Origin of the sequence: Psychrobacter sp. Arc9 (assembly GCF_041431295.1) — a bacterium.
Classification (GTDB): Bacteria; Pseudomonadota; Gammaproteobacteria; order Pseudomonadales; family Moraxellaceae; genus Psychrobacter.
Genome location: NZ_JASMRK010000009.1, coordinates 80780 through 104171 on the forward strand (window position 1 = coordinate 80780; position 23392 = coordinate 104171).

17 protein-coding genes are annotated in these 23392 nt (G+C 41.6%); 15 read left to right on the forward strand and 2 right to left on the reverse strand.

The annotated features are described in order from the left end of the window. Nucleotides 1–336: 336 nt before the first annotated feature. From gspG to QO187_RS07060, 14 genes are all read left to right on the forward strand, one after another. Complete coding sequence (gene gspG, locus QO187_RS06995; protein ID WP_102094728.1) at nt 337–774, forward strand: type II secretion system major pseudopilin GspG; 438 nt, start codon at nt 337–339, stop codon at nt 772–774. Nucleotides 775–1112: 338 nt separating this feature from the next. Beyond that, on the forward strand, nt 1113–1568 hold the full coding sequence (locus tag QO187_RS07000) for a protein-disulfide reductase DsbD domain-containing protein (protein ID WP_228153244.1): 456 nt from the start codon (nt 1113–1115) through the stop codon (nt 1566–1568). 47 nt (nt 1569–1615) lie between these two features. Next, on the forward strand, nt 1616–3745 hold the full coding sequence (dsbD, locus tag QO187_RS07005) for a protein-disulfide reductase DsbD (RefSeq protein WP_371547834.1): 2130 nt from the start codon (nt 1616–1618) through the stop codon (nt 3743–3745). 384 nt (nt 3746–4129) lie between these two features. Further along, nucleotides 4130–5578, forward strand: a complete 1449-nt coding sequence (locus QO187_RS07010; protein ID WP_102094699.1) for a phospholipase A — start codon at nt 4130–4132, stop codon at nt 5576–5578. Between the two features lie 75 nt (nt 5579–5653). Beyond that, the gene (locus tag QO187_RS07015) at nt 5654–6490 is read left to right on the forward strand and encodes a ComF family protein (RefSeq protein WP_228153245.1); all 837 of its coding nucleotides are present in this window, start codon (nt 5654–5656) and stop codon (nt 6488–6490) included. Between the two features lie 325 nt (nt 6491–6815). After that, entirely contained in the window at nt 6816–7304 is a 489-nt protein-coding gene (locus QO187_RS07020; RefSeq protein WP_228153246.1) for a GspH/FimT family pseudopilin, read from the forward strand. After that, entirely contained in the window at nt 7301–8020 is a 720-nt protein-coding gene (locus QO187_RS07025) for a hypothetical protein (protein WP_102094700.1), read from the forward strand. Before QO187_RS07020 ends, QO187_RS07025 begins: the two co-directional genes overlap by 4 nt. Further along, nucleotides 8020–8973: a PilW family protein gene (locus QO187_RS07030; RefSeq protein WP_185156661.1), complete on the forward strand. Its 954-nt coding sequence runs from the start codon at nt 8020–8022 to the stop codon at nt 8971–8973. Before QO187_RS07025 ends, QO187_RS07030 begins: the two co-directional genes overlap by 1 nt. A 12-nt stretch (nt 8974–8985) precedes the next feature. Further along, complete coding sequence (locus QO187_RS07035) at nt 8986–9813, forward strand: pilus assembly protein PilX (protein ID WP_102094702.1); 828 nt, start codon at nt 8986–8988, stop codon at nt 9811–9813. 78 nt (nt 9814–9891) lie between these two features. Beyond that, nucleotides 9892–13683 carry a pilus assembly protein PilY gene (locus QO187_RS07040; RefSeq protein ID WP_102094703.1) on the forward strand — a complete coding sequence of 1264 codons (3792 nt, stop codon included), beginning with the start codon at nt 9892–9894 and terminating at the stop codon, nt 13681–13683. Nucleotides 13684–13762: 79 nt separating this feature from the next. Then, nucleotides 13763–14347: a prepilin-type N-terminal cleavage/methylation domain-containing protein gene (locus tag QO187_RS07045; RefSeq protein WP_102094704.1), complete on the forward strand. Its 585-nt coding sequence runs from the start codon at nt 13763–13765 to the stop codon at nt 14345–14347. After that, nucleotides 14347–14790: a type IV pilin protein gene (locus QO187_RS07050; RefSeq protein WP_102094705.1), complete on the forward strand. Its 444-nt coding sequence runs from the start codon at nt 14347–14349 to the stop codon at nt 14788–14790. Before QO187_RS07045 ends, QO187_RS07050 begins: the two co-directional genes overlap by 1 nt. A 341-nt stretch (nt 14791–15131) precedes the next feature. Further along, nucleotides 15132–15596, forward strand: coding sequence for a pilin (locus QO187_RS07055; protein WP_371547838.1), 465 nt, complete (start codon nt 15132–15134; stop codon nt 15594–15596). 199 nt (nt 15597–15795) lie between these two features. Beyond that, nucleotides 15796–16296 carry a pilin gene (locus QO187_RS07060; protein WP_371547848.1) on the forward strand — a complete coding sequence of 167 codons (501 nt, stop codon included), beginning with the start codon at nt 15796–15798 and terminating at the stop codon, nt 16294–16296. Nucleotides 16297–16410: 114 nt separating this feature from the next. Here the strand turns inward: QO187_RS07060 and fdxA are convergent, their stop codons facing one another. Both fdxA and mutS read right to left on the reverse strand, forming a co-directional pair. Beyond that, entirely contained in the window at nt 16411–16734 is a 324-nt protein-coding gene (gene fdxA, locus QO187_RS07065) for a ferredoxin FdxA (protein ID WP_131656275.1), read from the reverse strand. A gap of 206 nt (nt 16735–16940) precedes the next feature. Further along, on the reverse strand, nt 16941–20057 hold the full coding sequence (gene mutS, locus QO187_RS07070) for a DNA mismatch repair protein MutS (RefSeq protein ID WP_102094710.1): 3117 nt from the start codon (nt 20055–20057) through the stop codon (nt 16941–16943). A 454-nt stretch (nt 20058–20511) separates the two neighbouring features. Here mutS and secA point away from each other — a divergent pair, with 454 nt between their 5' ends. Continuing rightward, complete coding sequence (secA, locus tag QO187_RS07075; protein ID WP_102078073.1) at nt 20512–23313, forward strand: preprotein translocase subunit SecA; 2802 nt, start codon at nt 20512–20514, stop codon at nt 23311–23313. Nucleotides 23314–23392: the final 79 nt, after the last annotated feature.

Sequence of the window (23392 nt, forward strand, 5' to 3'; positions counted from 1 at the left end):
CAAACGCCAGCACCGCGCTATAGTAAGCACGTTTTAATAGTCATACATTTGATGTCAGCTAATATTTAACTTTGGCTAAGATAGCAAATTCAAACTGGGCGCAGCGCTGGATAAAAATAAAACCATGGTTTATAGTGACAATAGTTTCAAAGCTCATTGATATATCATTGATGAGAGCCACGATAGAACGCCACTTTTACTATTTACATAACTGTGATGACCAAAGCGATGACTATGACTGACAAACTCCAAGTAAATATGATGCCAAAAAGTGCTATTCAGGATATGCAATTCCATCCGAATGTTGTAAATGACCATAAGACCGCTTCTTCAGCTATGCAGCGCAGTGCGACAAAAAAGTCTGGTCAAGCAGGATTCACTCTTATCGAGATTATGGTCGTTATTGTGATCCTAGCCATTCTTGCTGGATTAGTGGTACCAAAAGTAGTCGGTCAAAGTGATAAGGCCCGTGTTAAAACAACTGAAACGGCGCTTGCTACTGTCTCAAATGCGCTAGATATGTACAAGGTTGATAATTCGCGCTATCCAACGACCGCTCAAGGGTTAGAGGCGCTTACGACACCGCCAGCTGATGCAAAAAACTATCCTGAAGGTGGGTATATCAAAGGTGGTTATCCAACTGATGGCTGGGAAAATGAGATGCAATATGTTGCACCAGGTAGTGAAGGGCGACCTTACGATTTATTTTCGTTAGGTGCTGATGGTCAACAAGGTGGTGAAGGTCAAGATGCGGATCTTTATGCTCAGCTATAAGGCTTAATAACAGACGTATAGTGAACAAATTCTGATACTGATATAGCTTTGTAGAATGAAACATTCGTTCATCCATGCACTTTCAACAATTTATAAATATCAACCAATATTCTCTTATTGGTTGATATTTTTTATCAGTAGATAAATCGCCTGCTGTTCATTACAAGTTTGATAGCCAGTGCTATAAATATATCTATGCGCTCAGCAAAATAGTCATCGCAAACTGCAATTAAAGGTAATCATCTATGTCGATTCAACAGTCTAATAAATATTTTTCTAAAAACCTTTATAAATTGGTTCTAACTGTTGCAAGCACTTCATTAGTAACGGTTCTGTCAATGACATCGATCAGTGTACAAGCAGCAGGGTTAAATGACTTATTTAAAAATAGCTCCTCGGCAAAATCAAAGTTCTTACCAGTGGATGAAGCCTTTCAGGTGGTCAGTAATACCAAAGCGACTTCCAAAGGCACGCGGTTGTCGATTAGTTTTGAAATTACACCAGGGCATTATGTCTACAAGGATAAGCTTACGTTGAGCTTCCCTAAAGGAATAAGTGCCACGCCGTTCGCTTTTAATCAATCACCAGTATCAATCAATGATCCGACCTTTGGTCAGGTTCCTGTATTTACGCAAAGAAGCGTCATTGCAACCACAACACTGACGACGAGTAATGGTAAGGGCGCCAAAAACGCGCCTGTTATTATTGGTTGGCAAGGGTGTGCAACGGCTGGGCTATGCTACCCACCAGAAAAAGTTAAAACCAAAATAGACATTGCTGCGACACGCAGATAAATAGCGAGCAGATTGATTAAAATATCGGTAATAATAGGTAGCCATTCATGTCCATCAAGACATCACCAAAGTCTTCATCATTTAGCGTATCTACCCATTCGAAAAAATCCCATATCTTAGCGCTTGCCATCGCTAGTGGCTCATTGCTGACAGGTTTATCAGCGACATCGACGGTACAAGCAGCAGGGTTAGGCGACCTTTTCGGTAGTAGTGAAAGCTCGTCGAAGTCAAAGTTTTTGCCAGTAGATCAAGCGTTTCAGGTAAGTACAGATAGTACCCCTGTCAAAGCCGGTACGCGGTTATCTGTTAATTTTGATATCACTCCTGAACATTACGTCTATAAAAAGCAAATTAAGCTTACGCTACCCGCTGGCGTGACGGCTGCACCTTTTACCTTTAGCCAGACACCATATTCGATAGATGATCCGACATTTGGCAAAGTACTGGTATTTGATCAAGCAAATATGGTCGCTACCACCACACTGACGAACAATAGTGGCAAGAATATAGATAGTGCCGCTATCGTCGTCGGCTGGCAAGGCTGTGCAAAAGCAGGACTGTGCTATCCACCTGAAAAGATTAATACGACTGTCGATATTGCAGCTTCATCGACGCAGGTATCAGCAGATAGTGAGAGTAGTGCGAGCTCGACCAATTCAGCGATAAATGCTACTGAGACGTCAGAAGAGAATGGTTCAGCAGGTCTTGATAATGCTTTGCCTGATGAGGCGCAAGCACTGACAGACGATGGGGCTATTGACTATGATCTCATTGATGACAGCACTGTAGAGTATGATTCTTTAGATAGTAGTACGGCGACGAATACGATTTCTGCAGCAAATAGCAGCGTAACAGGCGAGACGGCCAATAGCGAAAACGCATCAAACAATAGTTTTGTTGATAGCGATCCTTTTGGTTTGGCCTCTCACCCTTGGCTGGCATTAGTACTATTATTTTTAGCAGGCTTAGGCTTGGCTTTGACGCCTTGCGTCCTACCGATGCTGCCTATTGTGGCCAATATTGTAGCCCGCGAACAAAACCCAACGGTCAAACGCGGTGTCATCTTGACCACCAGTTACGCGATTGGGGTAGCGACTGCTTATGGTATTTTGGGCGCTGTTATCGCAGTATTCGGTGAGTCTTTAGGTATTATTGGTTGGCTGCAGAACCCGATCATTCTCATTAGCTTTGCTATCGTTTTTATACTTCTCGCACTATACATGTTAGGTCTTTTCAGTGTGCGATTACCACAAGCGATCAGTCGAAAGATGCAAGGCTTAAGCCAAGCAGGTGACAGTAAGCTTGGTAGTACAGGCGGCAGTTTGCTCGCTGGGTTTTTATCAGCGCTAGTCGTGTCACCTTGTGTTTCTGCACCATTATTTGGGGCACTATTAGCGGTTTCTACCATTGGTAGTCCGTTGCTCGGCTTTGCCGCTTTATTTATGCTAGGTTTTGGTTTATCAGCGCCGCTTATTCTAATCGGTGCTACCCAAGGCAAGATTATGCCAAAGGCAGGCGAGTGGATGAATTGGGTCAAGCAAGGCTTTGCTTTACTACTGTTTGCTGTGGCACTGCTATTGATTGAGCGCGTGTTTATATCGCCAGTCATGCTGATGGTATGGGCGTTATGGTTTATGGTCGTGGCAACATGGGCATGGAGTTGGCTAGGCAAAGGTCGTATGCTGACCCAAGCATTAAGCCTTATCGCTGGTATTTGGGCCGCTTGCCTAATAGTCGGCGCTGCATTGGGTAATGACGATAGCTTACATCCATTAGCGTCATTGGGTGCAGCACCGATGATGGTACAGTCAACGTCTGGTCAACCAGCGAATAGTGATAGCACCACTGATAAGACAATCACGACGCTTGCAGAGCTAGATGCTATTGTCGCAGCCAATCCGAATGTCATTGTCGATCTGACAGCAGAGTGGTGTATTGAGTGCCGCATTATGGACAAGAACCTGTTTCATTATCGTCCAGCTCAAATGCAAGGTTGGCAATTAGTGAAGCTCGACATAACTGAAACAACAGCAGACTCAAAAGCCGTGTTGTCTCGTTACCAACTCTTTGGTCCACCAGCGCTGCTATATTATATTGATGGTCAGCTAGTAAATCAGCAAGTGGGTGAGATTGGTCGCTCAGAATTTGAGCAAACATTATCGGCGTTGAACAACTAAAGTTTAACAATGAACACTTAAGAAACCAGTGTAATATTTCGAAAATTCTTAAGAATATTAAGAAGGCCAGTATACTAAGAAAGTATGCTGGCTTTTTTGATGCCATTAAATTCATACTATAGAATATTTATTAAGTATTTGTTATATAAGTAATTATATTGATAGGCGGTTATTTTAACTATCGATAAAGCTAGTATCGTGCTTATATTTTCATTACAATAAGGAAACAATGCAGCAGGGGCACTAATTGTCATTTTTTCCGCTCCTAATATCTGCGATTAGCTGATAGTCTCAGTCAATTCTATTTTAGCGATAACGCTAATGGCCATATTAATTACCTCATATACTCTGCTAGCGCTAATGCTAGTTAGATAAAGGACACTTATGTTTGCCCATACCATTACTCAGCGTCACCAACAGCCGTCTTACCAGAATGCACATATGCCTCTTCGTATTGCAGTTGCGCTTGCGTTGAGTTGTACCGCGATACAAGTACAAGCTGCTGATGACTCTCAGACTTATAACGAATTGCCAGCACCCGAAGCTGCATTTGAATACGAGGATCTTGACCTATCACAGGGTCTTGGTAATAGTGCGATATCTTCTGACGTGGGTACACAAAGTAGCAAAATAATTAGCAAAGAATTTATTGCTCAGCAAGCCAAGCTGTTTTCTGAATGTACGCAAGTCCAGTCTAGTGCTGCTCGCCTAGCTTGTTTTGATAAGGTAGCTGAACAAGGTAAAACGCCAAGCTATACCTCAACCAAACAACCAATTGATTTGGCAAAAACCTTTCAAAGTACGGTCTCAGGTAATCCAAAAGTGATATTGGCTGAGTCTCAAACGGCGATGAGTGGTACGACAGTTGAAGATGCAGACACCATTTTAATGACCAATCAGCAAACAGCAGCCAGCAAATTGAAGGCAAATGGCAACGTAGAAGTAGATGCTGAAACGAATAGTGAGGCACAGATTTTAGAAAATGTCGGTGTCACTCAAACAGACATCGAAAAATTCTCGCCACTCAGTCTATCTTATGACCTAGATAAAAATAGTGAGCGTGGTACTTGGACGGTCAGACCATATCGACCGACGTATCTGTTGCCACTATTTTATACTTTCGATCCCAATTTAAGTCCAAGTACACCATCGCAAAAAACAGATCCTTTTGATTCTAATGATATACGTGAGACTGAGCTAAAATTCCAATTATCCCTAAAAACAAAAGTCGCAGAAGATTTGTTTGATACCAGTGCTGACCTATGGTTTGGCTATACTCAAGAATCACATTGGCAAGTTTATAACGAAGACAACTCGCGTCCATTCCGTGCTACCGATTATCAACCTGAAATATTCTTAACCCAACCTGTGACAGCAGATCTGCCTTTTGGTGGACGTCTGCGTATGTTGGGCGCAGGTGCTGTCCATCACTCGAATGGACAAGATGATCCATTATCACGTTCATGGAATCGTGCTTACCTCATGGCGGGCGCAGAGTGGGGCAGACTCTCAGTCATACCGCGCCTATGGGCTCGAGTAAATAACGAAAGTAGTAGCGATGACGATAATCCAGATATCGAAGACTACATGGGCTACGGTGATATCAAATTCTTATATGATTTGCCGGCTGATCAGAGCATTAGCGGTACCTTGCGCTACAATCCAGGTACCAATAAAGGTGCTGCGCAAATCGACTATATCTATCCTATCTCAGAGAACGTTAATGGTATGGTTCAGCTATTCCAAGGATATGGTGAGTCGATCATTGATTATAATCATGAAAATACCTCTATCGGCTTCGGTATCGTACTGAACGATTGGAAAGGGCTTTAATTCGGAAGGGACATTAATTTGAGAAAGGCTCTAATATAGGTGAAATTTATTATAAGTTATGACAAATTATAGTTTATGCGCCGTTTAGCGCCTTATCAAACTGGACTGTGGTTGGCAGAATATATGGATATGCGCTGCCAACTATGCCGTATTTATCGTAGTACACCACAATCTCAACTACTGCATCATCAAGCGCAATCTAGCCTAGATAATATAACGGATACGCCACCTACACGGATAGCCTCAAAGAAACACTCTTTTCTTACTAATATCCGTAATCAAGCAAACAGCTATTTGAGCAGTGGTTTACTTTGTGCTCACTGTCATAACGATATCACTTGGTTACCAAGACCTTTTGAAGTAGATATCGCTCCTAGTATATCTCTATCTATCCAAGCCTCTACTTACTACGAGTATCCAATACGTCAAGCTATCCGAGCATTTAAGCATCAGGAGGATATGACGAAACTGCCGTTACTATTACATACCATACGTCAATTACCGCGTCCACATGGTTGTCATCGTAATAACAGCGTGATTGTTGCTATGCCAACAACAAGTCAAAGATTGGTCAAACGTGGGTTCGATCCTGTCAGTATTCTATCTGCCCAATTGTCTAAACATTGGCAAATTCCTTTATGGCAAGGCGTTAAGCGCATTGACGATACAGTTAGTCAGCAGGGACTGACTCGTGCCGAACGTCTTAGTAACTTAGACAACGCCTTTGCTCTAATCGAAAGGCCTCCTACAAAACGCTTACTACTATTCGATGATGTATCTACCACAGGTGCAAGCTTACAAGCATTAGCGCAAGCGTTCATTCCACCTGCAGCAATAAAATCAGCAACGGATAGCAGCCATAATAGTTATCAAATTTCTGCTTACGTATTAGCCCATGGCAGCAAACCCTAAACCCAATATATCTTTGTCAATAATATCTAATTATTGCTAATATATTTCCTTAACGCTATATTATTATAGTTATGTATACTAATTTGTTGTTCTGAACTAAATGTCTAAGTTATCTTTTGGCGGATTAATATATGAGTGAAGGAGGCTAGGAAGCGCCTGTAGTTATTTCTAGATGGTATTTATTAGATATCGTGGAATGAAAATTGCATGTTATTAAATAAATATATGCGAAGAATCATGGTGATAAGACAAAATCATAAGATACTCATACTCAATACGCCGTAAGTAAAAGACAGATAATTGCAGTTTTAAATAGGAACACGATGTGAATGCATCTTTGAACATTCTACCACCTAAGCTGAAGAACGTAAGCTCAGGTTTTACCTTAATTGAATTGATGGTAACCATTGCTGTTCTTGCCATTATTGTGAGTATTGCTGCTCCAAATATTAGTACACAACTTGCTAATCAGCGGGTGAAGTCGACAACAGCTACTTTAGTTAATGCACTGAAAGAAGCCAAAGCTGAAAGTATTATCCGTCGTCAAAACATTACTTTAAGCTATGATAATGATAGTAATCCTAAAGTCATTATCATTTCAGGATCAGAAGCAAATCCTATTGCTAACTATAACTATAATGATGAAAGTGAAATTGTATCAGCACTAGAAACCATAACCTTTGAACCTAGTAAACGAGTCACTGCTACAGTCACTTACACTGTCTGTGATAGCAATACTTCAGTGCAACCAAGAGTAATTTCAGTGAGTAGAGTTGCTAATATTACTGACCAAGTAGGAGGTAGCTGTCAATGAATGGGTCAAGTTTTCAACGAGGTGTTGGTTTAGTAGAGGTATTAGTGGCTGTTTTACTACTATCTATTGCGATATTGGGCTTTAGTGCGCTACAAATGCGTGCAATTACAGCCACTGACGAGAGTTTAGTTAGAACCAAATCTTTAACAGTGATTCGCAATTTAGCTGAAGTGATGCGTGGCTATCCAGAGGCGTATATTAAAGATAGTAGCGCACCTCCTTTTGAAAGCATACTCTCGACAGAGTTTTCTGAGTTATCCTTAGCTGAACGAGCAAAAGTAACTCCAACTATACAGGCTGTAATAAATAGTTCGGCTACTGATACAGTGGTTATCTCATATGTTAAAACTAATAATGATGGTACTAAGACCACCGTCAGTAAAACAGTAAGTATTTTAGCTAGTGGTGAAAATTGCTTATCTACTACTACTAGCAATATAGGTGGCAAAATTGTACCAAAACAATCTTGTACTATTAATGAGCTTGCTGCTCGTGATGGGCTTATGATCAAAAAGATGGCAGCTGATGAAAATATTGCTGTCAGTATTGCTACCTGTCCTGGAAGTTCTGCGAATGCTATACAACAACAAATGTGTATTATTACCGCATGGAATGGTACTAAGCCAATATTAGACGATACAGAGGTAGATGCTTGTGGAAAGGTAAATGGTACCTATCATATCGGCAGTCAATGCCTTATCTCGGAGGCATACTAATGAATAATAACCAGGTAAGCCATTTCAATAATAGCTCTTCAGGTTTTACTCTGATTGAGCTGATTATTTCCTTAGTATTAGGCCTACTAGTTTCAGCGGCTGTAATACAAGTTTATATTATTAGTGCTCGTACGAGTGTAGTGCAGCAAAGCGCCTCTGAGGTACAAGATACTACAATATTTGCACTGCAAGCAGTTGATGACCATATTCGCTTAGCGAACTTAGGGAACCCAATAAGTAATATTACGAGTACAACTCCTCATAGTGGTATTGTGCTAACTACAAATAATTTAGGTAATAGCAATGCTACTGATGAAAAATACTTAACTGTAAGTGCTGATAGTGACGGTTGGACAGGCTTATCAAATATAGTTGGTATTGAAAGTGACCAATTAACTATTCAATATAAAAACATAACTTCAGCATCGTTATATGATTGTGAAGGAACAGAGATTGCATCAGGTAGCAGTGATTGGGTGGTTGAACGCTATTTTATACGTAAGGCTGCAGGTGGTGGTGCTACTGATTTAGTATTGGCTTGCTCTGCTGGTCGAGTTGATGAAGAAGGGGTAATAGTCACAGCATTTACTGGTAATGGTGAAATTATTATACCTGCAATAGAGCAGTTTAAAGTATTGTTAGGAACCATTACTGATGTAAATCAGCTTAGCTATTTACCAGCTAGTACTTATTTAACGCTCACAGAAAAACCTGCAATCACCACTATCAAACTTGGAGTAATTGTTCGTAGTACTACTCCGTTAATAGAAGATCCTGAAAGTGAATTAGCAACTGAGGATAAAGGAAAGTTTGTGGTGCTAGGAACGGAACAGAAGCTAAATACTGTTAGTATGAATGAAAATTATTATCGTCGTAGTTATGAATCTACTATTACGTTGCGAAGTGCTCGTGTCATGTCTGTTACTGGTCTAAAATCTAATGTCACGTCATAAAAAAGAGGCGATATGTCAAATTATCAGCGATATCAGCGCTCCATAGTGCCACCATCTAGTCAACAAGGTGCAGTACTTATCGTAGTTCTATTGTTCTTGGTTTTGATTATATTGGGGGGCGTTATTGCGGTAAAGCAAAGTAGCACGGACCTGAAACTCGCCACTAGTGACCAAATTAATGCACTACTACTACAGTCAGCAGATAATGCTAACCAAAATATAGAGCAAAGTATTAATGGCAGCAGTGATTCAGATGCTTACGATGCTATGATATCGCGTGGTGGCCCTTTTGGTCATTTTATCTTGTCTGATTATAGTGTCGAGAATGAATATGTCTTTTGCTTCCGTCCACGTGATCAGTTATTCAATGTCAATAAAACTTCAATCATAACGCCAGATGGTTCGTTAACAAGTACGGGCTATTGCGATTCTACTGAATCAAGTGATTATATTAGCAGTCGTAATACTAGTATGACGCAGGTGAACGTATCGCTAACACCACCAAATGCAGAGAACGAAGCATTCGGTAGTTACAGTATAGGGCAAGGAAGTAGTTTGATATCAAGCAAGGCATTTATGTTCGATATCAACAGTACAGCTGTATTACCCGCTTACGGAAATACTAAGCTAGGTAATATAGACTGCTTCAAGCAGACCAGTAGATTGCATACAGCGTCTGCTGCTGACTATACAGATACGATTGGCGGTTGTATGGCAGAAGCTGGTGTACCCAATAAGATCATTTATGAAATGGCCGATGTTGAGAACCAGTCGTTACGTACCAAATGTGTCGATTTTGGTGAAGGCGCAGGATTACTGTGTACCTTGCCATCTAGCTAACAAATACTATATTTTGTTATTTGCCATATTGAATAGCGTCATCGCTACTCTGCTATCATTTATATTAAGGAATAGGTCATGAAACAGTTAATGAGTCAAAGGTCTAAACGACAAACATGGCCTATTAAAGCGCTAACGGCAGCGGTGACAATCGCCATAACAAGTCTAGTGCCTGCCAATAGTGCTACAGTGACGAGTGACAGAAAACCTATCGGTGATCTTGAGATATATAAGGCGGCTAAGCCAGGTACGGCCTCTATTTTTATGATGCTGGATACTTCAGGGAGTATGGGTGGTAATAGTGGTTGCCGTAATTACAATAGTAATACTGGTGACATTCGTTTGGTAGTGTATCAGCGAAAGCTTGATGCCAGTAAGCCTGACGGACTATTTAGGAACGATGAAGGTAATACAGTAATAGATAAAAATGCGCCACTCCTTAAGAACGTAAATATTACCTTTCCTACTTGTAAAGATGGTAGTGGCAATACAATTGCTCGTACCCTCATGGCGCGTTTGCAAGTAGCACTTATAGAACTATTGTCGGATGAAGTTCTTGAAAGCGGTAGTGTAAAAGATACCGGCTCGCTTCCGGATGATTATGCCGTAGGTATGGGTAACTATAGTTATGATGGCGACGGTAGGTCAGGGGTGGTTTTGGTGCCTACGGCTGAACTAACTGCTGGACAACGAGTAAAGCTAATTGAGAAGATTATAGATTTAAGGGCAGAAGGTAATACCCCTACTGCCCACGCTTTCGCTGAGGCGGGTGCCTACATGATGGGTACAAATACTTATAGTTATACTTATAGAAACTATAGTGGGTTTGATGACTCTGTCAGCACCTCTAAGAAAGATAATAGTTATATATCTCCTTTAAGTGATAAAGAGTGTAGCGGTAATGGTATTTATCTATTAACGGACGGTCAGCCAAATGGTAGTAGCACTAGTAGAGCTACAAGTTTAATGAATACTTCTTTATCTGGCTCAAGTCCAGCATTGTCAATCAACAGTTGCACTAATTTGCAAGGGGATTCCAGCGGTAGGTCATGGGGCTGTATGGCAAGCTATGCTGCCCTATTGCGAAATAATGCTAGCAACTCAAAAGGATTGCCGATTAAAACGGCGACAGTTGGCTTTGGTAGTGCTTTTGCTGGGTTGACAGGGACACGCTCCATCACAGTAAATGGTGAAGTAAAGGCAGTCGTTGATTGCGATAGTGGTAATGTTAATGATGATACTCGTAATCTATGTAAATTAGGTGAGCAAAAAGCTGATGGTGAAGTCAAAACTTATGGCGATGGAGGCTTCTATTATACTGAGAACTCTGAGGAAATTGCTGCCAGCATAGTTGACTTCTCAGCTAGCCTTGTACAGATTATTAATACAGCACCTTCAGGTACAATTACTATTCCAGAGGACCCTTACCGAGCGGCAAATCAACTTCCTTATGCCTATTTACCTATGCTAGATCCTGATATTGTTTCCACAGCAAGTATATGGAAAGGTAATCTTAAAAAATATAATTTGGATCAAGGGACATTGTTTGGAAGAGGCAGCAATAAACTTTATAAAGATATCGCTGGCAATCTAGATGAAAATACACAAGATGAATGGCAAACTGCTAATTTTGTAGTAGAGGGCAAAGCGGCCAATAATAATATTGCGGCTGGCGGTGTATATGCTCAATTACAAGCACCAAGTGCAGGTTTGGGTAGTGTGCGTACTCTCTATGTCGAGGATTACACGACGGCTACCGATAAAGCACCAATGTTGCGTAAAGTTGGTGTTGATAGTAGCGGCAAACCATTTGGGTTCGATAAACTCAAAGATACTGTTGCTTATAGTCAGTTAAATCAACGTCGTTTGCTGAGTTTTTTAGGTTTTGGTGGTGTGCTGACTAATGATGGACAACCAACGACCCCGCTTACGACTGAGACTAATAACTTAAGCTTAACCAAGCCGACCAATGAAGTAAAATTGTTAGGTGGTGTTGTGCATTCCAAGCCTGAAGCTGTTTCTTATGGTTCAAAATTAGATGATAAAGGCAGTATTGTCGATCCTCGAGAGGATTATCTACTCTTTGGTTCTATGGATGGAGCTTTGCATTTAGTCGATGCAAAAGCAGGTAAAGAAGAGTTTGCTATCATTCCTAGAGAAATGTTAATAAATCAACCAGAAGCTCTAGTAGAGAACTCTAAAAAGGAAATATCTAAAATTGGTCAACCTTATTTTGGTGTGGATGCTCCCTGGTTAGTCAAAACTGATTACGCTTATGATTTACCAGGAGGAAAGGTAACAGTTGATCAAGCATCAGGTAAGGGTATGTTTGCTTATGGTGGTCTGCGTATGGGAGGTGATTCATTCTACGGAATGAATATAACCAAAAGATCTGAACCTAAGATGCTATTTACGATTACACCACAAGGCATTAGCTCGACTACTCCAGGTGTTTCTTCAACAGCGGGTTTTACTCGTTTAGGACAGATTTGGAGCAAACCAGTTGCTGCAAAAATACGCCTAACCAAAGGCTCTGATCCTAAGAAGAATGCTGCGCCAACAGACGTGCTTATATTCGGTGGTGGTTACGACATGCAGTATGAAACTGATGGCTATGTAGCCACTACTAGTGCCCCTGCCAAAGGCAATGCTATCTATATGATTAATGCCAAAACAGGTAAGCTGATATGGTCAACTAGTAGCGAAGACACTTCAGGTGTTAACATCAAAACAGATACGATGATTAATAGTATCACTGGCGGCATTGCTGTACTCGATAGGGATAATGATGGTCTGATGGATCACCTCTATGCTGCCGACTTGGGTGGACAAGTATTCCGTGCAGACTTTGAGAATGCACGCATTGCTCAGTTCGGCTTTGCAGCTGTAAATAGCTTCACTAATAAAGGCGTGACACGCATATTAGATGTAGCTCCTACAGATAAGAAACTCGCATACCGTTTCTATGAAAGCCCAGTCGTAAGTTTCTATCGTAGAGAGAAAGGGCCAGATACTGGTAAGCTCTTTGCTATGGTCAATGTTATTTCAGGTAATCGCAGCGCGCCTCTATCGACATTGCGTAATATCAATGACTATGCCAACCGCGTTTATGGCATTATCGATAATGATGTGACTAATAAAGATCTGTATAACAGTGGATTTACTAAGGCTGTTGCAAACTTAACAGAAGCTAAGCTGGTAAATTTAGGCAATGCGATACCTACTATAGGAGCTGCTACCACTGATATAGCGCGTGAGAGCAAAAAAAATGATGCTATAAAATCAATGATAGGTGTAGCTAAAAATGGTACAACTCCAGCAGTTCCAGCAACCAAAAATGGATGGTATTATCCATTAACTCGTTTTGATGGTTACAGTAACGTTAGATATAACAAAGGTGTGGGCGAAAGTACAGTCATTAATAATTTGCTTTATACCACTGTATATAACCCTGACAAAGTATACGGAAATACAGCAAGCTGTTCAGCGAAAATAATGGGCGGCTCTGAACGTCAACTATACTGTTTACCTTATGGCGTATGTATGGATGAAACCTCAATAACTGGTACAGGCGGCTTTACACCTGCAGGTCAAGGTATTCAGGAGTTGGCTATTGGTGCCTATAACGCAGATAATACAGATATAAAAGTACTGATTGGTACGACAACAATCGCCGATCGAATAGATGCTGCTAAACGTGCAAAATATGGTACAGATGGATTTAAAGATAACAGTAATATTAAAGATCTTTATCCTGGTGAAAGCAACAGTGCCACCCAAAATAATGGTGATGGATCCGCTGTTGAGTTTTTATTCAATGAACGCTATACCTTGCAACCAAAAGCTTGGTATGAACGAAAAAAACAGTAACTGTGATGTTCTAACTGTTTAATATCAGTATTTAATAATGAAAAATAACTTTACCTACATTGATAATGAGACAGTAAACATGACTAAGTTGCATATAAAGAAGGCAGAACATGCGACAGTGCGTAACGATATGCATGGTTTTACGCTCATAGAAATGTTAGTTGTACTCATTATTCTATCTATATTGGCCGCGATAGCGATACCAAGCTATCGTCAGTATGCTGTGCGCAATGCTGAAAATGACGTACAAGCAAAAATGCTACAGTTAGAGATAGAGCTAGAGCGCTGGCGAGCCAAGTCGTTAACTTATCAAGGGTTCCAACCACGAATCATAGATAGCTCTAATAATACAGTGACTCATGGTTATGCAGATAGCCCTGCAACAAACAAGACTATCTATGTGCCAGATGGTAGTGATGCCAGTAATTATCGATACAAGATTACGCTCGTCGATGGCGATACTCCCGCTAATTCATTAGTAAATACAGCAGTAAATGCTACAGGGCGCACATGGAAGATGATTGCCGAGCCCAAAGGTTCAGGTATAACCACTTACGCCAGTAGGATGATGATGAATAGTGCAGGTCTACGTTGTAAAAACACTAGCAAGAGTACTTTCGATGAGACCCATGCTGACTGCGAGACAGGTCAAGAGGAGTGGTAATGAACAAATATTGTAAACAATCACTATCAGCCTCTACCAGTCAGTCAGGCTTTACACTCGTAGAGATAATGATAGTCGTTGCTATCATTGTTATTCTCGCAGCCATCGCCTTTCCTAATTATCAGCAATATGTCATAAAGACCAAGCGCACAGATGCTATGAGCGAAATGCAGAACATAGCATCGCAGCTCGAAAGTCGCAAGCTGGCACAAGGCACTTATAGTAATGCATTGATTACAGGATTAGGCGGTAACTTTCCTAGGCAGGGACCGACACTCTATGTTATTACCTTTAGCCCGAATCCACTGACATCCGAGTGGGTCATTACAGCAACACCTCAAGCCAATACTCAGGTCATCAACGATGGCACACTGACGTTGAGTTATCAGAACGTGAAGTGTCGAGATAGTATTTGCGGTACAGGCGATGAGTGGAATCAGTAACATTTTTTGTGACTACTAAAACCGTCACTATTATGAAGTAGTGACAAAAAACGTCAGTAAAAGTTACTGTATACTTACCGTTGTAATGTTAAATGACAATTTTTAGTAGTTTACTAGAAACATTTGTCATAAGTTTTAGAATGGTTTAAACAATAATTGTTTCATTAATGCTGGTTTCAAGAATAAAAGCTCATTTCTAGTTATAAAAACAATAATATCATAATTTTGGCACGCTACCTGCAACAGTTATACTAAGAAAGAAATTTATTATATACCTAAAGATAAGATGCGACTGTATTAATAACAGGCAACTATCTTTATATACCCCAAAAGGAGTTCATATGAACACTGCTCAAAAAGGTTTTACCTTAATCGAACTAATGATCGTTGTTGCGATTATCGGTATTTTAGCTGCGATCGCTATCCCTCAGTATCAGAACTATATCGCTAAGTCACAAGTTAGCCGTGCAATGGGCGAAACAGGTGCTGTCAAAACAGCATATGAGACTTGTTTAAATGATGGTAAAACTGCTGAAAATGCCTGTAATTTGGGTTGGACTACTTCTAATATACTTACTCTAACTACTCCAGCACCAGCAGCAACTGGAGCTAACATAGGGACTAACGCAACTGCACTAACTACAAACGGTACAATTGTCGGAACATTTAGTGGCAGTGCTTCTGCCGATCTAACTGGTGGAACTGCTAAGACCATTACATGGACACGTGACTCTACTAATGGCTCATGGTCATGTGCGACTACCGCACCTAAAAAATATGCTCCAGCTGGCTGTCCAGGCGTATAATTAATACGTATATCACTTAGAGCTTATGTAGTTCAAATTGTAGTAAAAAAAGTCAAGCAATATGCTTGGCTTTTTTTATCCTTTCAAGTTAGGAGTTATTTTTTACATCAGGTAAAATACTAAATATTATAAATTTATAGAGCAAGACTGGCATGGCCTGTGCATTCATAAAGCTATAATTATGAATTCGGCTATTATTATGTTGTTAGAGAAAAAGTATTACCTTAATAGTCAGTATGGTTTCTCAATTATTGAACTGATGATAGTTGTATCTATTATCAGTGTTCTAGCAGCCATTGCGATTCCTCAGTACCAAATTCATATTGGAAAAACTCAGGCCACCCGAGTAATTAACGAATTGGGCCAATTACGTTTGACAGTGGAAGAGTGTTTACAAACAGGTAGGACTGTTATTGGTTTAGCCACTCATGAGTGTGATCCACGAGCATCGGCTTCTAATCTGATAGTGGGAGGCTCACAAGTGGGCGTAGTCTTACCTAATAATATGGGTGTGGCACAGATGACAAATCCATTGACGGTAACAACGAGTATTACTGCAATAGTATCGAATCAAGTTAACCCGAAACTATCGGGTAAAAAAGTAGAGTGGTTACGTACGAGTGCAGGTTCTTGGAGTTGTAGTAGTAATATAGAAGCAGTATATCTACCCAATTCTTGTAGCCACAATGCTAATCTGTAGTGTGTTTGATTAGTCTAATACTTATCTTCTAAGCAAAGAAAACCACCTAACAACATAACGCTATTAGGTGGTTTTTTTATTGGCTCGATATATTGAGTTATCTTAGAGTAACAATTATCTCTCTAAATACTGAATCTTACCTTCCACACCATCCCACTTCGCTGCTTCTGGCATTTGCTCTTTCATCTCAGTGATGTTTGGCCATTTTTGCGCCAGCTCTTCGTTTAACTGAGTGAACATCTCTTGGTCTTTCGGTACTTCATCTTCTGAGAAGATCGCATTGGCTGGACATTCAGGCTCACATAGTGCGCAGTCGATACACTCATCAGGATCGATGACAAGGAAGTTTGGGCCTTCATAAAAGCAGTCCACAGGACAGACTTCTACACAGTCGGTGTATTTGCAAAGAATGCAGTTATCTGTAACGACAAAGGTCATAGTGAGGTCTACCTGTTATTGGATTGGCTGATATAGTCAATCTCTTTCAAAAAAATTATTGTGTCAGCCTCGCCTGAAGTACTATTTATACCTCTGCGCTCAGCTGCAGTGTAATTCTTTTAAATTAAATCAACTATAAGGGCTACATAGAATAGTTGGAAAATAAAACGTATTTTAGCGCCTTTACTACGCTTTGACAATTCCCTTTAATGACTAATGATTTTCTTTAGATGATACAGTAAATCGTGCGCTTGCTTGGGCGTCAGGCTATCAGGATCAATGGCGTGCAGTTCATCTTGCAAGCTAAATAACTGATTTTGTTCTGGAATAATATCTATGCTTGGATTTTTACCATCAATACTTATGATTGCCTTGTCTGTTTCAATATTATAAACCTGTTCACGTTTATCCTTTACTGACTTAGCTAAGTCATTTTTATCATCAATAGGTTGTTCATTTTCTGCTTTTAGATTATCTAACTTTACATTATCTGCCGTTAAGTTATCTAATAAGTAGCGCTTAGCATCATTTAGCACTTGAGTAGGGATACCAGCCATTTTTGCGACATGCAGCCCAAAGCTAGAGCTTGCTGCACCGTCTTTAATTTGGTGCAATAACAATAATTGACCATCAACTTCACTGGCTGCTACATGGACATTACGGATATTAGCATAGTGGTTACCAGTACCATTCGTTAATTGGGTCAGCTCAAAATAGTGAGTGGCAAATAATGTCAGGCAGCCAATCTCGACTAGGCGATTGACACAGGCATGGGCAATGGCAAGACCATCAGTGGTAGCAGTACCGCGACCGACTTCGTCCATTAATACCAGCGATTTATGGGTCGCTTGATTTAAGATATTAGCCGTCTCGATCATCTCTACCATAAAGGTCGATTTGCCACCAGCCAAGTCGTCAGCTGAACCAATACGCGTAAAAATGCGGTCGATATCGCCGATATGCGCATGCTTAGCTGGCACAAAGCTGCCGCAATGCGCGAGCAGTACAATCAGCGCGGTCTGGCGCATATAGGTAGATTTACCACCCATATTAGGGCCAGTAATCAGAAGTAATCTTTCAGGGTGTTCATCACTACCTAATGTGCAGTCATTGGCGACAAAGTGGTTTGTACTTAACGAATTACCGTTCCTACTATTCGCATTCGTTTGATTCAATGCCGCTTCAACCACAACGTGACGACCTTGACGAATATCAATGTTGGTTTGATTTTTGGTCACCGATTCGCTTTGGTCTTTTGTATGTAGACCCATAACTGGGCGCTGCCAGTTATACGTCATGGCAAGATGAGCCCAATTGCTTAGCACATCTAGTTGGGCGATAGCCGCGCTAAGCTGTTGTAGTTCAGCTAAATGTTGGTTTAATTGAGTGAGCAGCTCTTGATACAGCTGCTTTTCACGAGCCAACGCTAAGGACTGGGCACTTAGATACTCTGTCTCGACTTCCTTTAGCTCATCAGTGATAAAGCGCTCGCTGCTCTTCAGCGTTTGTCGACGGATAAAGTGCGCAGGGGCATTCTTCGCCTGCATCTTAGGCAGTTCAAAATAAAAGCCACTAACTTTATTAAAGCCGACTTTTAGACTCGGTAGTTGATTGTCTTGACGGGCACGCTCTACCATTTCGTCCAATGTCACTTGGATATTGTCATGCAAATGGGTAAGGCGATCAAATTCCTCATCATAGCCCGCTGCTAGCATACCACCGTCACGAATATGGGCGGGCGGCTCAATGACAATAGTACACTCGATTAATTCAGCGACGGATTGAACAGCAGGTAGTTGAGCTGGCAATTGCTGCATAAGCATGGGCAGTAGTCCTGCCTGCTCATGGCTGATACCGGCATTTATCAGTAGAGTATTAAGCTGGGTGCTACTAGCAATACCATCAGCAAGCTTACGCAAATCACGCGGCTTAGCACTCATCAGCCCGATACGGCTGCTGATTCGCTCAATATCGCCAATGGTATTCAGCATTTCTCGTAAACGTGTAACCAATAAGCTATCTTTTACATCTTGGTTTGATCCAATTGAGTCACTCTTTGGGTTTAGCAAACAAGTTATCGCATTTAGACGCATATTGATACGTGAATGCTGACGCAATGGGCGCTTCATTTGCTGTACCAGTAAGCGTTTACCCATCGGAGTCTGACAGTGATTAAGCACAGATATCAAAGAAGTGCCGTTACTGCTAACAGGGGTAAATAGCTCAAGGTTTTGTTGGCTATTGGCATCGATAATTAGGTAGTCATCGCTGTACTCGACAATGAGTTGGTTGACTTGAGGCACGTGGCGTTGCTGAGTCTGACGTGCATAGTGGACAAGCGCAGCGCAGCTGGTTTGCGCAAGTGGAGCCTCATGAATGCCTAACCCATCGAGACGCTGGACTTCGAACTGCTGACAAAGCGTGTCACTAGCATGCTCACGATGAAAATCATTAGCAGCGACTTCTATAATAGGGCAGTCTAGATTTTGTCGTAACCACAGTAGCCACTCTGTATCATTGCTTCCAATGCTGTCGCCAACGCCATCAATAAGTGCTTCACTAATGATGCATTCACTAGGCGCAAAACGTGCCAATACAGTAAGCATTTGAGTTCGTAAATTATCGATATCGTTTTTATCTGCTATTAGTGTCTGGGTAGTCAGTGTACCCGCGGCCAAATCCATCTGACTAACGGCTGCTTGTAACGTCTGGCTATTGTCTTGCGTTTTCATAGTCGCAATATCGATGGCGATCACAGTCGGCGTATGATTAGGTGCAATCAATGCGTCATCAGTAATAGTGCCTGCGGTAAGCGTTTTAACCACTTCGCGGCGCATGATGCTACCAGTAGCAGATTTGCTTTTGTCTTTCTTTTGCTTGTCGCCCATCGCAGGGACATTAGACTTATTATCAGCGTTGCCAGTTGTCGATTCGTCAATTTGTTCGCATACAACGACAGTTTGCCCAGCCGCGATCAAGCGTGCCATATAGCTATCGGCTGCATGAAACGGTACGCCCGCCATGGCTATCGTGTTGCCTGCTTTATCCGTACCACGGCGCGTCAATGTGATATCTAATATTTGCGCCGCTCGCTTAGCATCGTCAAAGAACAGCTCATAGAAGTCACCCATCCGGTACAAGAGCAATGCTTGTGGATAGTTGGCTTTCATGGTTAGATATTGCACCATCATCGGCGTATGGTCTGCTAGGTTATAAACGGCATTGCCTATACTTAAGCAGTCAGAGCTCTCTTTTTTTGATAAGGGTTTTTCTGATGAATTAGGATTTGACGATTGATTTTGTCCAGATGGCTTTACGGTCATGCAGAGTCTCTTATAGTGCTTTAATAGGTTGTAATGAGTATTTTGTGATAAGGGTGCTAAAGGGTCATTTGTCTTATGTATGAGTTTGATAGATAGCTTTGGCTTTACCAATAAACCAGTTACTTATAGATAAATGGCTTAACGACAAACTTTGAGCCAAAACGTAGCGATCGCAAGCGTATAAAAGTCAAAATGTGAAAAATAATAAAGTCGCTGAAAAAGCTAAAGAATTTAAGAAGGTATTCGCTATTTTAACACGTCCTACTAGGTTTTTACTGTGGCAAATATCTACTCGCTGCCCTTGTATCCATCAGCGTCATAACCATATATAATGACGGCACACTTAATTGGGCGATACTAAATTAGGTAGTACTTAGTCGGGTGATGACAAGGCAGAGAGCTAAGCTTTGGCTAATGCGCACTAATTATCGAATATTCCATAGGTCAAAAAATTATGTTATCAAAGATTATAGGCAGTGTGGTTGGCACCAAAAATGACCGCGAATTAAAACGCATGCGTAAAGTGGTCAGCAAGATCAACGCACGAGAGGCTGAAATACAAGCCCTGTCTGATGAGCAACTACAACAAAAAACTGAAGAATTTAAAGCCAGACATCAAAAAGGCGAAAGCTTAGATGCATTATTGCCAGAAGCGTTTGCTGTCTGCCGCGAAGCATCATTACGTGTCAATGGCATGCGTCACTATGACGTGCAGCTGATCGGTGGTATCACCTTGCACGAAGGTAAAATCGCTGAGATGAAAACTGGTGAAGGTAAAACCCTAATGGGAACCTTGGCCATGTACCTAAATGCGATCAGCGGTAAAGGGGTTCATCTGGTCACGGTCAACGATTATTTGGCCGCACGCGATGCTGAGCTAAACCGTCCGTTGTTTGGGTTTTTGGGTATGACTGTTGGTGTGATTTACTCACAGCAGCCGCCACAAGAAAAAATCGAAGCTTATCAAGCTGACATTACCTATGGTACCAATAACGAATACGGCTTTGATTATCTGCGCGATAACATGGTGTTTAGTCTTGCTGAGAAAAAACAGCGCCCGCTAAACTTTTGTATCATTGATGAGATTGACTCAATCTTGATTGATGAAGCTCGTACGCCGCTGATTATTTCAGGACAGGCCGAAGATTCATCACGCATGTATGCGCTCATTAATACCATTATTCCTGTGCTGATACGTTCAAAGGACGAAGAAGCAAACAAGAACAATGAAGAAGAAGATTTCTGGATTGATGAAAAGAATCGCCAGATTGAGATCAGCGAAAAAGGGTATGAAAAAATTGAGCGCTTCCTGATCGAAGTGGGCGAGCTGGGTGAAAACGAAAGCTTATATAGCCCAAGTCGTTTGCCACTTTTGGCTCACGTTCAAGCTGCCATCCGTGCGCATCACGTATTTGTCAAAAACGTTCACTATATCGTGGATGAAGGCGAAGTGGTCATCGTTGATGAAAATACAGGCCGTACCATGCCTGGTCGTCGCTGGTCAGAAGGCTTGCATCAAGCAGTCGAGGCGAAAGAAAACGTTGAGATCCAAGCAGAGAACCAAACGCTTGCAACCACCACATTCCAGAACTACTTCCGTCTATATGACAAATTGTCTGGTATGACGGGTACCGCTGATACTGAAGCTGCCGAGTTCAAATCTACTTACGATCTAGATGTCATCGTGATTCCAACACATGAGCCGATTGCTCGTATCGATATGGATGACCAGATTTTCTTAACCAAGTTAGGCAAATACAAAGGCATCATTCGCGAAATTAAAGAAATTCAAGCCAAAGGCGCGCCAGTACTGGTTGGTACCGCGACGATTGAGGCCAGTGAAGAATTGTCTTACTTGCTTGACCAAGAAGGCGTTAAGCATAACGTTCTAAACGCCAAGCAGCATGAGCGTGAAGCAGAAATTATTGCACAGGCAGGTAGTCCAAAGTCAGTCACGATCGCCACCAACATGGCGGGGCGTGGTACGGATATTATCCTTGGTGGTAACTGGCAGTCGTTTATCGAAGATATCGATGCGGTGAGCCCGGAAGAGATGCAGCGTCTAAAGTCTCAATGGCAAGTCAAACATGACCAAGTCGTAGCAGCTGGTGGTTTACATATCATCGGCTCTGAGCGCCATGAGTCACGCCGTATCGATAACCAGTTACGAGGTCGTGCTGGTCGTCAAGGTGACCCTGGTATGTCACGCTTTTTCTTATCGCTCGAAGATGATCTTATGCGTATCTTCGCAGGTGATCGTGTGGTCAATATGATGCGTGCGATGGGTCTCAAAGAAGATGAAGCCATCGAACATAAAATGGTCTCTAAATCGATCGAAAACGCACAAGGCAAAGTTGAGAGTCGCGATTTTGATGCCCGTAAAAACCTATTGAAATACGATGATGTTGCCAATGAGCAGCGTAAAGTTATCTATGGTCAGCGTGATGATTTATTAGCAGAGATGGACTTATTAGAAGCCATCGAAGTGATGCATCATGAAGTGTATAACGCGATGATCAATCAGTTTATTCCACCTGGCTCTATTGATGATCAGTGGAATATTGACGGCTTAGAAGATGAGTTAGAAGACGAATTCAAAATCTCGATGCCGATTAATGATTGGTTAGATGAAGATCGCCGTCTGGATGAAGAAGGGCTGCGTGAGAAAATCGTTCAAACGGCGATAGATCGTTATCACAGTCGCCGTGAGCAGATGGGTGAAAAAGACGCCGCTCAGCTTGAGCGTCATTTCATGCTACAGAGTCTAGATAAGCATTGGAAAGAGCACTTAACGCAGATGGATCAGCTACGTAAAGGGATTCATCTGCGGGGTTATGCACAGAAAAACCCTGAGCAAGAATACAAGCGTGAGTCGTTTGAATTGTTCCAAATGATGCTTGGTGCGATTAAGTCTGAGACTGTACAAGACTTGTCACGTGTACATATCCCAACCAAGGAAGAACTGGAAGCATTAGAAATTCAGCAACGTGAGAACGCTGCCCATATGCAAATGCAGTTCGAGCATGACGATGTAGATAACTTGGATAGCAATGCGAGTGGTTCAGCTGCTCAGCCGCAACCACAAAACCGTAGTCTAAACAGCGGTGCTGCGGCAGCTGGCGTTGGTGCTGCTATAGCAGGTAACGGTAGTAATGCTAATGAACCAAACCCATATGCAGGTATGAACATCAGTCGTAATGCAGCGTGTCCTTGTGGCTCAGGTCTTAAGTACAAGCAGTGTCATGGTAAAATCTAGTCTTTAATCATAGCAAGTTATTAGCTATGTATTGAACTGCTATTAGAGACAGCCTTTATTTGAAAAAGCCCTTATCTTA

Excerpts from the sequence above, each read along its gene's own strand:
- gspG (WP_102094728.1), top strand. The coding sequence starts at position 337 with ATGCAGCGCAGTGCGACAAAAAAGTCTGGTCAAGCAGGATTCACTCTT.
- QO187_RS07000 (WP_228153244.1), top strand. The coding sequence starts at position 1,113 with ATGACATCGATCAGTGTACAAGCAGCAGGGTTAAATGACTTATTTAAA.
- dsbD (WP_371547834.1), top strand. The coding sequence starts at position 1,616 with ATGTCCATCAAGACATCACCAAAGTCTTCATCATTTAGCGTATCTACC.
- QO187_RS07010 (WP_102094699.1), top strand. The coding sequence starts at position 4,130 with ATGTTTGCCCATACCATTACTCAGCGTCACCAACAGCCGTCTTACCAG.
- QO187_RS07015 (WP_228153245.1), top strand. The coding sequence starts at position 5,654 with ATGCGCCGTTTAGCGCCTTATCAAACTGGACTGTGGTTGGCAGAATAT.
- QO187_RS07025 (WP_102094700.1), top strand. The coding sequence starts at position 7,301 with ATGAATGGGTCAAGTTTTCAACGAGGTGTTGGTTTAGTAGAGGTATTA.
- QO187_RS07030 (WP_185156661.1), top strand. The coding sequence starts at position 8,020 with ATGAATAATAACCAGGTAAGCCATTTCAATAATAGCTCTTCAGGTTTT.
- QO187_RS07035 (WP_102094702.1), top strand. The coding sequence starts at position 8,986 with ATGTCAAATTATCAGCGATATCAGCGCTCCATAGTGCCACCATCTAGT.
- QO187_RS07040 (WP_102094703.1), top strand. The coding sequence starts at position 9,892 with ATGAAACAGTTAATGAGTCAAAGGTCTAAACGACAAACATGGCCTATT.
- QO187_RS07045 (WP_102094704.1), top strand. The coding sequence starts at position 13,763 with ATGACTAAGTTGCATATAAAGAAGGCAGAACATGCGACAGTGCGTAAC.
- QO187_RS07050 (WP_102094705.1), top strand. The coding sequence starts at position 14,347 with ATGAACAAATATTGTAAACAATCACTATCAGCCTCTACCAGTCAGTCA.
- QO187_RS07055 (WP_371547838.1), top strand. The coding sequence starts at position 15,132 with ATGAACACTGCTCAAAAAGGTTTTACCTTAATCGAACTAATGATCGTT.
- QO187_RS07060 (WP_371547848.1), top strand. The coding sequence starts at position 15,796 with ATGTTGTTAGAGAAAAAGTATTACCTTAATAGTCAGTATGGTTTCTCA.
- fdxA (WP_131656275.1), bottom strand. The coding sequence starts at position 16,734 with ATGACCTTTGTCGTTACAGATAACTGCATTCTTTGCAAATACACCGAC.
- mutS (WP_102094710.1), bottom strand. The coding sequence starts at position 20,057 with ATGACCGTAAAGCCATCTGGACAAAATCAATCGTCAAATCCTAATTCA.
- secA (WP_102078073.1), top strand. The coding sequence starts at position 20,512 with ATGTTATCAAAGATTATAGGCAGTGTGGTTGGCACCAAAAATGACCGC.